The organism is Martinezella sp. CNPSo 3732 (genome assembly GCF_057784515.1).
The window spans coordinates 140,395-152,342 of sequence record NZ_JBXSOO010000002.1 but is presented as its reverse complement, the minus strand read 5'-3'; the positions used below and the strand labels follow the sequence as shown (position 1 = coordinate 152,342).

General features: G+C 59.8%; 14 protein-coding genes. 8 read left to right on the top strand and 6 right to left on the bottom strand.

The window, feature by feature from the left end; translation table 11 throughout:
- The first annotated feature begins 172 nt into the window (after positions 1 to 172).
- Both AC13RM_RS05600 and AC13RM_RS05595 read left to right on the top strand, forming a co-directional pair.
- Entirely contained in the window at positions 173 to 1,084 is a 912-nt protein-coding gene (locus AC13RM_RS05600; RefSeq protein ID WP_113229426.1) for a DnaJ C-terminal domain-containing protein, read from the top strand.
- Between the two features lie 3 nt (positions 1,085 to 1,087).
- On the top strand, positions 1,088 to 1,420 hold the full coding sequence (locus tag AC13RM_RS05595; protein WP_113229425.1) for a chaperone modulator CbpM: 333 nt from the start codon (positions 1,088 to 1,090) through the stop codon (positions 1,418 to 1,420).
- Positions 1,421 to 1,498: 78 nt separating this feature from the next.
- Here AC13RM_RS05595 and AC13RM_RS05590 read toward each other — a convergent pair whose 3' ends face one another.
- Positions 1,499 to 1,888, bottom strand: a complete 390-nt coding sequence (locus AC13RM_RS05590; protein ID WP_113229424.1) for a DUF930 domain-containing protein — start codon at positions 1,886 to 1,888, stop codon at positions 1,499 to 1,501.
- Positions 1,889 to 2,174: 286 nt separating this feature from the next.
- Between AC13RM_RS05590 and AC13RM_RS05585 the strand changes: the two genes are divergently transcribed.
- Positions 2,175 to 4,268 carry a S9 family peptidase gene (locus tag AC13RM_RS05585; protein WP_285176504.1) on the top strand — a complete coding sequence of 698 codons (2,094 nt, stop codon included), beginning with the start codon at positions 2,175 to 2,177 and terminating at the stop codon, positions 4,266 to 4,268.
- Between the two features lie 20 nt (positions 4,269 to 4,288).
- Positions 4,289 to 4,810, top strand: a complete 522-nt coding sequence (locus tag AC13RM_RS05580) for a DUF1697 domain-containing protein (RefSeq protein ID WP_285176503.1) — start codon at positions 4,289 to 4,291, stop codon at positions 4,808 to 4,810.
- Positions 4,811 to 4,938: 128 nt separating this feature from the next.
- Here the strand turns inward: AC13RM_RS05580 and AC13RM_RS05575 are convergent, their stop codons facing one another.
- Positions 4,939 to 5,199: a ribbon-helix-helix domain-containing protein gene (locus AC13RM_RS05575; RefSeq protein WP_285176502.1), complete on the bottom strand. Its 261-nt coding sequence runs from the start codon at positions 5,197 to 5,199 to the stop codon at positions 4,939 to 4,941.
- A gap of 93 nt (positions 5,200 to 5,292) precedes the next feature.
- Here AC13RM_RS05575 and AC13RM_RS05570 point away from each other — a divergent pair, with 93 nt between their 5' ends.
- Together AC13RM_RS05570 and AC13RM_RS05565 are read left to right on the top strand one after the other, a co-directional pair.
- Positions 5,293 to 6,795 (top strand): protein adenylyltransferase SelO, encoded by a 1,503-nt coding sequence (locus tag AC13RM_RS05570; protein WP_285176501.1) that lies wholly within the window; start codon positions 5,293 to 5,295, stop codon positions 6,793 to 6,795.
- A 72-nt stretch (positions 6,796 to 6,867) separates the two neighbouring features.
- Positions 6,868 to 7,425: a hypothetical protein gene (locus tag AC13RM_RS05565; protein ID WP_285176500.1), complete on the top strand. Its 558-nt coding sequence runs from the start codon at positions 6,868 to 6,870 to the stop codon at positions 7,423 to 7,425.
- Between the two features lie 62 nt (positions 7,426 to 7,487).
- Here AC13RM_RS05565 and bla read toward each other — a convergent pair whose 3' ends face one another.
- The 3 genes from bla to dmeR form a co-directional block, all read right to left on the bottom strand.
- Positions 7,488 to 8,486: a class A beta-lactamase gene (bla, locus tag AC13RM_RS05560; protein ID WP_488554689.1), complete on the bottom strand. Its 999-nt coding sequence runs from the start codon at positions 8,484 to 8,486 to the stop codon at positions 7,488 to 7,490.
- An 85-nt stretch (positions 8,487 to 8,571) separates the two neighbouring features.
- On the bottom strand, positions 8,572 to 9,573 hold the full coding sequence (gene dmeF / locus AC13RM_RS05555) for a CDF family Co(II)/Ni(II) efflux transporter DmeF (protein WP_285176498.1): 1,002 nt from the start codon (positions 9,571 to 9,573) through the stop codon (positions 8,572 to 8,574).
- A 139-nt stretch (positions 9,574 to 9,712) separates the two neighbouring features.
- Positions 9,713 to 9,985, bottom strand: coding sequence for a Ni(II)/Co(II)-sensing transcriptional repressor DmeR (dmeR, locus tag AC13RM_RS05550; RefSeq protein ID WP_015339187.1), 273 nt, complete (start codon positions 9,983 to 9,985; stop codon positions 9,713 to 9,715).
- A gap of 196 nt (positions 9,986 to 10,181) precedes the next feature.
- On the opposite strand from dmeR, the gene AC13RM_RS05545 reads away from it, so the two are divergent.
- Positions 10,182 to 10,595, top strand: a complete 414-nt coding sequence (locus AC13RM_RS05545) for a MerR family transcriptional regulator (RefSeq protein ID WP_285176497.1) — start codon at positions 10,182 to 10,184, stop codon at positions 10,593 to 10,595.
- A 198-nt stretch (positions 10,596 to 10,793) separates the two neighbouring features.
- Complete coding sequence (locus AC13RM_RS05540; protein ID WP_285176496.1) at positions 10,794 to 11,282, top strand: GNAT family N-acetyltransferase; 489 nt, start codon at positions 10,794 to 10,796, stop codon at positions 11,280 to 11,282.
- Between the two features lie 70 nt (positions 11,283 to 11,352).
- Here AC13RM_RS05540 and AC13RM_RS05535 read toward each other — a convergent pair whose 3' ends face one another.
- Positions 11,353 to 11,922 carry a C39 family peptidase gene (locus AC13RM_RS05535; protein ID WP_488554823.1) on the bottom strand — a complete coding sequence of 190 codons (570 nt, stop codon included), beginning with the start codon at positions 11,920 to 11,922 and terminating at the stop codon, positions 11,353 to 11,355.
- Between the last annotated feature and the right edge of the window lie 26 nt (positions 11,923 to 11,948).

Genomic DNA, 11,948 nt, shown 5'->3' with positions numbered 1-11,948 from the left:
TCATCCGGCAACACGCCGGAAATATGACGGACTGGCGGCATTATGCCATTTCACATCGGAAATGCATCAGGCGTGAAACGGGCTTCAACCTCATCGCGTCTATGCTACGATTGATATGAGATTGGCGTGACACTATCTGCGTATTTTTCCGTGCTCCTAAAGAGAGACATGTATGAGTCGCGATCCCTATGAAATTTTGGGCGTAAAGCGGGACGCCCCGCAAAAGGATATTCAAAGCGCCTATCGCAAGCTTGCCAAGAAGCTGCATCCGGACCTCAACCCCGGCGACAAGCAGGCCGAGGACAAATTCAAGGAGGTCTCGGCCGCCTATGGCATCCTCGGCGACGAGGAGAAGCGTGCGCGGTTCGACCGCGGCGAAATCGACAGCAGTGGCGCCGAACAGGCGCCGCGCAACTACTACCGCGATTATGCAGCGCAGGAAGGCCAGCGCGGCCGCTATCAGAATGCGGGCGGCTTTGCCGATTTTGGCGATGCCGACGATATATTCTCCAGCTTCTTCTCGCGTCGCAGCCGAGGCCAATCGCAAATGCAGGGTCAAGACCGTCACTATACGATGGAAGTCGATTTTCTCGACGCCATCAATGGCGCCAAGAAGCAGATCAGCTTGCCGGACGGGCCTGCGCTGGACGTTCAAATTCCACCGGGAACGCGCGATGGGCAAACGCTTCGGCTGAAGGGCAAGGGTGATCCAGGTTTCAACGGCGGCAAGCCGGGAGATGCACTGATTGCGGTACATGTTCGCCCGCACCGCTTCTATACCCGCGATGGCGACGATATCCGGTTGGAAGTGCCGATCTCGCTGGCCGAAGCTGTGCTCGGCGGCAAGATTCGCGTCCCGACGCCGTCCGGAGCTGTCACCGTCACGCTGCCGCCGAACTCCAATACGGGCAAGGTGCTGCGTTTGAAGGGCAAGGGCGCGCCCGTGCGCGGCAAGGACAACGGCGATGCCTATGTCTCGCTGAAGATCGTCCTGCCAGATGCGCCGGACGCCGAGCTGACGCGCTTCGTTTCCGAATGGGAGGCAGGCAAGGAGCAAGATCCCAGAAAGACCATGGGAGGATAAGCGATGAACGAGAACGAGTTTCGACTTCACCTCCGGATCGAAACCACGGTGCTGGAAGTCTGGATATCTCAAGGCTGGGTCGTGCCCGAAGTCACGGATGAGGGCCGCAACTTCCACGACGCCGACATTGCGCGCGGCCAGCTCATCCTCGATCTCAGCAGCGCGATGGGCGTCAATGAACCTGGCGTCGATGTCGTCATAGATCTGGTGGACCAGCTTCACAGCCTCAGAGCGACGCTGCGAGACCTGACGGACGCCGTTTGTCGGCAGCCACCCGATGTGCAGGAACACATCCTGTCGGAGTTGACGCGTGTGGAATCGCTGAGACGGCGATAAGGCGCCTAAAAAATCTGGGGCGGAGCATGGCCGCCATGACGTGATGTCCGAGGCGGCCCTGATACTTCATCCGGGTGCTCAATCGTAAAGATAATGCTCCTGCCAGGCCTCGCGCGGCACCTTGTCGCCGATTTGATAGCTTAGATCGCGGACATGGATGTGCTGCGGCCCGGTCACGCATGTATATGAGAGGTGATACCAGTCACCCTTGCTGCGAAAGACCGCGCCGGGCGCATTCATGGCATCCGGCTGCATATCCGGATCGCCGAATGTATAGGCGATCACCTTGTCCGGCTTGAAACCCGTCTTGTCCGTGCCGATGCGCTTCATGGCCTCTGCGTCGCACGCCTGTTCCATTCGTTCCGACGGATCGAGCTTCTCCAACTGCTTCTTGATAGCCGCATCGACGGCGAAGGCGGAGGTGGCGACACTAGCCAGTGGAATCAGGATGGCGAAGAGTTTCAGCATGAAGACCGGTCCCTTGCTTTGTTTTGGATTTGAGTGCGTTCACTCCATCAGAGAAGGCTTTGACCGCCTTTATGTCGACGCACTGTATGCCGACTTCGATAAAGAATGTGGTCTCATCAAGGCAGCGCCCCGATGGGTCTCCCACAAGCTGCCGGGCTCAGTAAGATTAATATCGGCTGCTTGCATGAAGCTTGAGGAACAGACTTGCCGCTTGAACCTCACCTCGCTGCCCTCTATTTCTCTCTTCACTTCACATCCGACTTTCACATCAAAGAAAGCGCCCCCCGTGTCAGTTTTCAAGAATCTCCCCACCCCGCCTGCAGCTCCGAAGAAGCCATTTACGGATACACGTCACGGCATTAGCCGCACCGACGATTATGCGTGGCTGCGGGCCGACAACTGGCAGGCGATGTTCAAGGACCCGTCGATCCTGGCGCCGGAAATCCGGTTACACCTGGAGGCGGAGAATACCTACATGAACGCCGCAATGGCGGACACGAAGGAGCTGCAGAAGGTTCTCTTTGCCGAGATGAAGGGCCGCATCAAGGAAGACGACAGCTCGATACCGATGAAGGATGGGCCCTACGCTTACGGCACGCTTTTCGTTACCGGCGGCGAACAGCCCCACTTCTTCCGCGAACCGCGCAACGGCGGCGAACGCAAGCTGCTGCTGAATGGTGACAAGGAGAACGAGGGAAAATCCTATTTCCGCCTTTCAGGCCTCGATCACTCCTCCGATCACAGCCTCGGCATCTGGGGCTATGACGACAAGGGTTCTGAATATTTCACGCTGAAGATCCGCAATTTCGAGACCGGCGAAGATCTACCCGACGTGATCGAGAACACCGGCGGCGATGCCGTCTGGGCGCCCGACGGCAAGAGCTTCTTCTACACGCTGCAAGACGAGAACCATCGCCCTTCGAAGATCTTCCATCACATCATCGGCACACCGCAGTCGGACGACCGGCTCGTCTATGAGGAGGAGGATCCGGGCTTCTTCATGGGCGTCGGCGGCTCGCTGCTCGACGATTACATCTTCATCGACATCCACGATCATGAGACCAGCGAATACCGCATCATCCCGACCTCGGATCTGACCGCCGAGCCCAAGATCGTGGCCGAGCGCGAAACCGAGATCGAATATGAGATCAGCGAGGGCGGCGACGTCTTCTACATTCTCACCAATGACGGCGACGCCAAGGATTTCAAGATCATGGAAGCGCCGGCGGAGAACCCAGGCAAGGAAAACTGGCGTGAGGTCGTGCCCCATAAGCCGGGCACTCTGATCCTCAGCCATCTCGCCTATGCCCGCCATCTCCTCTGGCTGGAGCGCAAGGACGGCCTGCCGCGCATCGTCATCCGCGACCGCCGCACTGGCGAAGAATACGCGATCGCCTTCGAAGAGGAAGCCTATGCACTCGGCCTGCAGGGCGCGGCGGAATACGATACGGATGTCATCCGCTTCTCCTATTCCTCGATGACGACGCCGAGCCAGCTCTACGATTACAATATGGTGACGCGCGAGCGCACCCTGCTGAAGACGCAGGAAGTGCCCTCTGGCCACAATCCGGAAGACTATGTGACGCGCCGCGTCTTCGCACCCGCATGGGATGGCGAGACCGTGCCGGTGACGCTGCTTTATCGCAAGGACACGCCTCTCGACGGCTCAGCCCCCTGCCTTCTCTATGGTTACGGCGCCTATGGCGTTACCATCCCGGCCGGTTTCAACACCAACTGCCTGTCGCTTGCAGACCGCGGCTTCGTCTATGCCATCGCCCATATCCGCGGCGGCAAGGATAAGGGTTTCGCCTGGTACGAAGACGGCAAGATGGAAAAGAAGACCAATACCTTCAAGGACTTCATCGCAGCCGCCGACTATTTGAATCAGGAGAAGTTCACCTCTTACGCGAAGATCATTGCCGAGGGCGGATCGGCCGGCGGCATGCTGATGGGCGCCATCGCCAACATGGCGCCGGAGAAATTCGCCGGCATCGTCGCCGCCGTGCCCTTCGTCGACGTGCTCAACACGATGCTCGACGACACGCTGCCGCTGACGCCGCCGGAATGGCCGGAATGGGGCAATCCGATCGAGAGCAAGGAAGAGTACGAGCAGATCGCCGCCTATAGTCCCTACGACAACGTCGGCGAGAAGCCCTACCCGCCGATCCTCGCGCTCGGCGGCCTCACCGATCCGCGCGTCACCTATTGGGAACCGGCCAAGTGGGTCGCCAAGCTACGCGACAAGACGACGAGCAACGCGCCTATTCTCCTGAAGACGAACATGGATGCCGGCCATGGCGGCGCTTCCGGCCGCTTCCAGCGCCTGGAGGAGGTGGCGTTCGAATATGCCTTCGCCGTCAAGGTCGCCGAGAAGATGTAGGCCGAACAGCGGAGGAAGCCATGACTGTTTTCGTCGCCCTCCTGCGTGCCGTCAATGTCGGCGGCACCGGCATGCTATCCATGGCCGATCTCAAGACCCTGTGCGAAGAGATCGGCTTTCAGGATGTGCGCACCTATATCCAGAGCGGAAACGTGGTCTTCCGCGCGGGAGAGGACGAGGCGACGGTGCAGGCTCGGCTCGAACAGGCGCTGGCGGCCAAGATGGGCAAGTCTCCGGGCGTGATCCTGCGCGGCCGCGAGGCTCTGGAAAGGGCGGCTGATAATTCGCCCTTCCCGCATGCCAAGCCGAACTACCTGCTGGTGACTTTCCTACAGGAGGCTGCACCGGCGGATGCACTCGACAAACTCGTCGCACCCGGCGGCGAGGAAGTGCATATCGCCGGCCGCGAAATCTACGTGCATTATCCCGATGGCTCGGGACGATCGAAGCTGAAGCTGCCGGCGCTGAAGGCGGGAACGTCGAGAAATCTCAATACGGTGCGCAAGCTTGCGGAGATGGCGCGGGAGTTGGAAAACGGCTAGGGGCGCGCCACGAGGGCTGCGTAATCTCTGCCGCGCCCCTGCTTTTACTTTGCTCCAACACGTAGTCGAATATGACTGAAGATCAGCTTTCGCCGCTTCGCGAAATACGACAGAAATCGCTCATACGGTTATTGTTTTTCCGCCCCCAGCGTCTCGATCCAATCGTCTACATCCTGCAGACTTAAATTCGGCCTGGGATCATCGAGCGATGTTTTCACTCTCTGTCGGATCGCGGCAATCCGCTGCTGATATTCCTCTTCTTCCCGTAGCCAGACCCGGACTGCCGCCCGTAACACCTCGCTCGTAGAGGCATAGCTGCCCGCATCGACACGGGCCTTGATCGCGGCAACCATTTCGCTCGGGAGAGAGATACTCAGTTTCTCGTTCATCGCAAATTCCTCATCTGGTAGGATAAAGTAGGATGATTTCCTACCTGGGGCAAGCGCCTTGCGCCGCCACCCGGTCAGCCCTACTTTAGGAGCATGAGCTCTCCTCTTCACGATGATGCCGCGCTTCGGGCGCCGACGGTCGCCTTCGACAACAGCTACGCGCGCCTGCCGCCGCAGTTTTTCGCGGATCAGGCGCCGACGCCGGTTGCCGCACCGCAGTTGATCAAATTCAACGAGGTGCTGGCACGGGAACTCGGGCTGGATGTGGAAACGCTGAAGCAAAATGCGGCGGCGATCTTTTCGGGCAACGAGCTGCTGCCGGGATCGCGGCCGATTGCCATGGCCTATGCCGGCCATCAGTTCGGCAATTTCGTTCCCCAGCTCGGCGACGGCCGTGCCATCCTTCTCGGCGAGGTGAAGGATCGCAGCGGCAAGCGCCGCGACATCCAGCTGAAGGGTTCGGGGCCAACGCCGTTTTCCCGCCGCGGCGATGGGCGCGCGGCACTCGGCCCGGTTCTGCGTGAATATATTGTCAGCGAGGCCATGCATGCGCTCGGCATTCCGACAACGCGGGCGCTTGCTGCCGTGATATCAGGCGAGCCTGTCTATCGCGAAGAGGTGCTGCCTGGTGCGGTATTTACCCGCGTGGCGGCAAGTCATATCCGCGTCGGCACCTTCCAGTTCTTTGCGGCGCGGGGCGATACGGAGAGCGTGCGGACCGTGGCGGATCACGTCATTGCCCGGCATTACCCGGAAATCAGAGACCGCAAGAACCCTTATCTTGCACTGCTGGAAGCCGTAGCCGATCGGCAAGCTTCATTGATCGCGCGCTGGCTGCATGTCGGCTTCATCCACGGCGTGATGAACACCGACAATATGACCGTATCGGGCGAGACGATCGATTTCGGCCCCTGCGCCTTCATGGATGCCTATGATCCGGCGACCGTGTTCTCGTCCATCGACCGCAACGGCCGCTATGCCTATGCCAACCAGCCGGCCATTGGCCAATGGAATCTGGCGCGCCTCGGCGAAACGCTGATTCCGCTGATCGACCCCTCCGTCGATGCGGCAATCGATCTAGCGAACACGGTCATCAAAGCTTATGGCGAACGTTTTCAGGCCTATTGGCTTACCGGCATGCGCGCCAAGATCGGGCTTGCGAGCGAGGAAGACGGCGATCTCGAGCTGATCCAGTCGCTGTTGGCGACGATGCAGCAGGGCGCTGATTTCACCCTCACCTTCCGCCAACTTGCGGCACTCACCGCAGACGACGAGGTGACAGATTTTGCCGCCACGTTCAACGATCCGCAAGCAGCAGCACCTTGGCTCGAACGCTGGCGGGAGCGGCTTGCTCGCGATCCGCAGACGCCGGCAATACGGGCGGCGGCGATGCGCAAGGTCAATCCGGCCTTCATTCCCCGCAATCACCGAATCGAGCAGGCCATCCGAGCTGCGGTCGAGGATGGCGATTTCTCATTGTTTGAAGCGTTGCTGAAGGTGCTGGCAACTCCTTATCAGGATCAGCCTGCTTTTGCGTCTTTTGCCGAGCCGCCACTGCCGACGGAACGGGTGCTTCAGACTTTCTGCGGCACTTGAGGAAGCTTGAGCGATAAGCTCCACACAGGCTTGCAGAGTCATCGTCCTCGCAACCGCTGGGGAGATATTGCGATGAAAGTGCACAGCAGCACTCAAAACTATTTCAGCACGCCGATCCGCAGCTCGCAGAGCAGCGACGGCGACGACAGCACGCCCTTCTCGCTGCCTGATGATAGCGACGGCCAGCAGGATGATTCGCAGGGGCCCTCCATCGCGTCCAGCGGTGTCCCCTCCTCCATTTCATCCGGCCTGTGGCTCAGCCAGTTCGGCAGCGACTCGTCCTCGACATCGGATGGTGGCAGCGATCAGAATAGCGCGACGGCTGCAGACGGAAGCAGCTCGGCATCGTCTAGCGGGCAATCCGATCAGGATATTCTCGAGGAGTTTGCCAAATGGGCGAATATGACTCCTTCCCAGAAGATCCGCGCTCAATATCTCGAGGCACATGGCCTGACGGAAGATTCGTTCAAGTCCTTGCCGGCCGACGAGCAGAAGGCAATCAACGACCAGATTGCCGATGAGATCAAGCAGAAGCTCGGCGCCGGCAATGCCGATGGTGATAGCGATCAGGAAACGAACAGTGCGGCCTCGACACTGGCGCTCGTCTTAGTCAATTGCCAAACCACTTGAAGGCAATGCCGAGCTGATTCACATATCGCTCGCATCCTATTGTTTTCATTAGCGATATCTCGCTATTGCCCTACCATGTCGATGACGATCTTGCCGATCTCGGCAAACACCGCCTCTACATCCTTTGCAGGCGCGGTCGCCTCGGCAACAAAGGTCGTAACCAAGATCGCACCCCGATCCGGCGGCCAGATGACGGCGATATCGGCATAGGAACCGTTGTTGCCTGTGCCGGTCTTATCGCCGACCTTCCAATCCTTCGGCAAGCCCGCGCGCAAGCGGTTGTTGCCCGTCGTGTTGGCGACCAGCCAGTTGACCAGCTGATCCCTCGATGTTTCCGACAGCGTATTGCCGAGTGTCAGAAGGCCGATCGAATCCAGCATCGCATCCGGCGTCGTCGTATCGCGAGGGTCGTCCTTGACGGCCTGGTTGACATCCGGCTCGTTGCGGTCGAGGCGGGTCTCGGTATCGCCTGTGGTGCGCAGCCACGAGGTCAACGCGGCAGGTCCGCCGAAACTTTCGAGCAGAAGATTGCCGGCCGTATTGTCGCTCAGCGTGATCGCGGCTGCGCAGAGCTCGGCGATGGTCATCCCATCGCCGCCGGCATGCTTTTCGGTCTCCGGCGAATAGGTGACCACCTTATCCTTGCCATAGGTGACACGGCGGTCGAGCTTTTCCGTGCCCTGATCGACGCGCGCCAGCACGAAGCCGGCAGCAAGCGCCTTGTAGGTGCTGCAAAGAGGGAAATGCTCCTCTTCCCGATGGCCGAGGGAAATATTGGTCTCGGTATCGAGCACGGAGACGCCGAGACGACCGCCGGTCTTCTTTTCCAGATCGGCAAGCTGCTTGTCGACATCGTCGGACAGCTGCGAATTGTCCTGCGCTCCGCTGTCGCCTTGCGGGCTCTGGCCGCCGGCGTCGGGCGTTGCCGAATTGTCAGTTGCCGCGGGAGGCGGCGATGCGCCGCTATCCTCAGCGAAAAGCCTACCGGGGCCGAGCGTCACGGCGGGAAGAAGCAGCGCCGAGCCAGCCATGAGGCGGCGGCGCGTGAGCAATGTGGGCATGTGAGAGGCCTCCAGCAGAATCGGCAGGTCTTGGGCTATGCGAGGAATGTGGCAAGCCTCTGACCTGACCGATTGCTAACGGATTCTATGCCGCCTTGTCGACGGTAACTTCGACCGTCACGTGCGAGAGTTCGTGGATCTCGGCAAGCCGCGCCTTGTAGAAGGACGGATCGCGCGAGACGGGCGTTGCGACCGCGACGATCGCGGCATGATGTCCGGGGCCGACCTGCCACACATGGAGATCGGTGATGCGATCTTCGTCCGTCTCGATCGCCTCACGGATCTCCTCGGGCAGATCCTCACCCTGCGGGATGAAATCCAGGAGAACGGCGCCGGAACTACGCAGCAGGCTCCATGCCCATTGCAGAATGACCAGGCCGCCGACAATGCCCATGATCGGATCGAGGAAGGTCCAGCCGAAACGGCTGCCGAGCAGCAGGGCCATGATGGCGAGAACCGAGGTCATCGCGTCGGCGATGACATGGACATAGACAGAGCGCAGATTGTTATCCCTACCACCTTTTTGACCATGATCGTGGTGGTGATGATCGTCACCATGCTCGTGATGATGGTCATGATCGTGGGCGTGGCCATGGCTGTGCCCGTGGCCGGCATGGCCGTGGTGGTGATGGCTGTGATCGTCGCGCAGAAGCCATGCGCTGACGAGATTGACGATAAAGCCGACAACAGCAATGGCAATGGCTTCCCGGAAGTTGATCGCCACCGGGTCGAGCAATCTCAGAATACTCTCCCAGCCCATGATCAGCGCGATCAGCGCGAGCACGATCGCGCTGGCAAAGCCCGCGAGATCGCCGAACTTGCCGGTGCCGAAGGTAAAGCGTGCATTATGCACATGCCGGCGGGCGTAGAGATAGGCAAGCGCCGAGATCAGCATGGCGCTGACATGGGTCGACATATGCCAGCCATCGGCGAGCAGCGCCATCGAGCCATAGATCGTGCCCGCGCCGATCTCGACCACCATCATGACCGCTGTGAGCGCGATAACGAGCCAGATGCGGCGTTCGTTACGCTGGTGGTCGGAGCCCAGAAAAACGTGGCTGTGGCCCATTTCGGAGGAAATACTCATGACTTTACTTTCTCGTTGAACGCCTGAAACCATAAAACGCGTCGCGATCTTTCAGATGCGCTCCTAGCGTTTTATGCCTTCGATTTTTCGCATGTCGTTATCGCAAAACCGCCGCACACTTTTGCGCGACATGCTTTGGTCACCGCAGATAGGTCTTCAGCACGTCGGCTATCTCATCCACCGCCTGACGACGGGCCTCTTCGCTTTCGGCATGCAGCACATGCTCCTGCAGATGGTCTTCCAGAACCTCCCCGGTCAGTCCCGTCAGGGCGCCGCGAATGGAGGCGAGCAACTGCAAGATTTCCCCGCAGGGACGCTCGGCCTCGAGCGCCCGCTCCACCGCTTCCATCTGCCCTTTGAGGCGGCGGACGCGTGAGAGGAGCTTGGCTTGCTGACGAATAGTATGGGACATCGTGGCCTCAATTATAATATAGGGGGGTATAGTATTAATGACGACACATTGGAAGCACCTTCTTGCGGCGACGGCCTGGGCAATGAAAAAGCCGGAGGACTATCCGGGGCCGGTTAGCGCTCCACCTGACCTTGCAATTTTGCGCCGACAGCCGCATATATTTCTCTAGAGACTAGAGGTATTGGAGAGGCATGCAATGCTGACGATCGGCGATCTATCCAGGCGGACCGGCGTGAAAGTGCCGACGATCCGTTATTACGAGCAGATGGGGTTGATCTCGGAGCCGGAACGCAGCGAAGGCAATCAGCGGCGTTATTCCAAAGCCGATCTTGAGCGCCTCGCCTTTATCCGCCACGGCCGCGACCTCGGCCTGACGATCGACGCCATCAAGGAGCTGATCTCGCTCAGCCAGCATCCGGACCGTCCCTGCGTCGGCGCCGACCGTATCGCCAAGGAGCATCTCGATGACGTTCGTACCAAGATCGCACGCCTGAAGAAGCTGGAGCACGAACTGGAGCGCATCGTTTCGCATTGCGACGGCCACAGCATCGAAGACTGCTATGTCATTCGCGCACTCTCCGATCACGGCCTGTGCGAACACGAGCATTGAGGCCCCATTGACAAACGCGCTGAACCAGATCATTGATGCGCCCATGATCACGCACGCGCTCCATAATTGCTCGTATTTTTGGCTGTACCTGTAGAGGGCGGCCAAGACAGATCATATGTCAACAAGCCGCCGTCAGGCGGCTTTGTTGTATCGGCAGCGTCCTGACGGCTCATTTGAAAAACAAGGACGCAAAATGCCATGCTAGACGATAGCGACATCTCACTTCTCCGCCCTCCGGTTCTGACCATTCGCAATGCGCAGCCGCGCGACCTGCCTGAGCTCAACGACATGATCCGGCTGCTCGCCGCCCATCATGGCGACCCCTCCGGCACCACGCCCGAGCAGCTTGAGCGCGATCTCTTCGGTCCTATGCCGTGGATCACGGCGCTTGTTGCCGAAGGCGAACAGGGGCTGATCGGCTACGCCATCCTCGTGCCGCTCTACAAGGCGCAAGAGGGACAGCGTGGCATGGATCTGCACCATCTCTTCGTGCGTGACGGCCATCGCGGCCATGGCGTCGGGCAGCATCTCGTCGACCGCGCCCGCGATATCGCCCGCAAGGCCGGCTGCAGCTATCTTTCGGTCGGCGCCGCGACGGGGAATCTCCAGGCCCACCGCTTCTACGAAAACATGGATTTCAAGCCGCGTCCGGTCACCGGTATGCGCTACCTGCAGGCTCTGGCCTGATGCCGGCCTTTAAGAGGATCGCCTTCGAAGACTCACTATAGCGCTTTTCTGGTATGTGCCTGGAAATGCTTTAGCGATCGATGGCGATCCCGCGGCCTGCAAAGAACCTCTCGAATACCTCCAGCGGCATCTCTGCATCCTCGCGCGTCGCATCGACGTGACCGGAGGGATTGTGGAAGCGGATGCTGTTTCCGTCGATGGCCGTCACCAGCACGAGATGGCCGCCTTTGGCCGGCGGCTCGGTCTCTGGCCAGCGGATCGAATGATGCACCGACGCGATGAAGAACTCCGACTGGTCGAGGATATCAGCGATGTCGGCGACGGAAATCCCAGTGACGACCCGGGCATCCAGATCGAAGCGAGCCTTAACGAATGGGACGAACGGCGCATAGATTAATCCCTTGATCCGGCCATCCGCCTCCTCGACATAGCCGCCATAATCCCGGCAGCCCATTGCCAGATCCATGATCGGGATGGTTTTGCCGGTGCGGGCGGCAAGCACCATCTTCAGGCAGGCCATGCCACAGAGATTGCCGGCCCAGCGGGCATAATCCTCGATGCTGCTTGCGCCGGATGATGCCCAGAGCGGGTCCTTCAGCAAGGCCGATTGTGCACCCTCAGCCACGACCGCCAGCGTCATGTCAGGCGTTTCCCATTGGCTGAAAT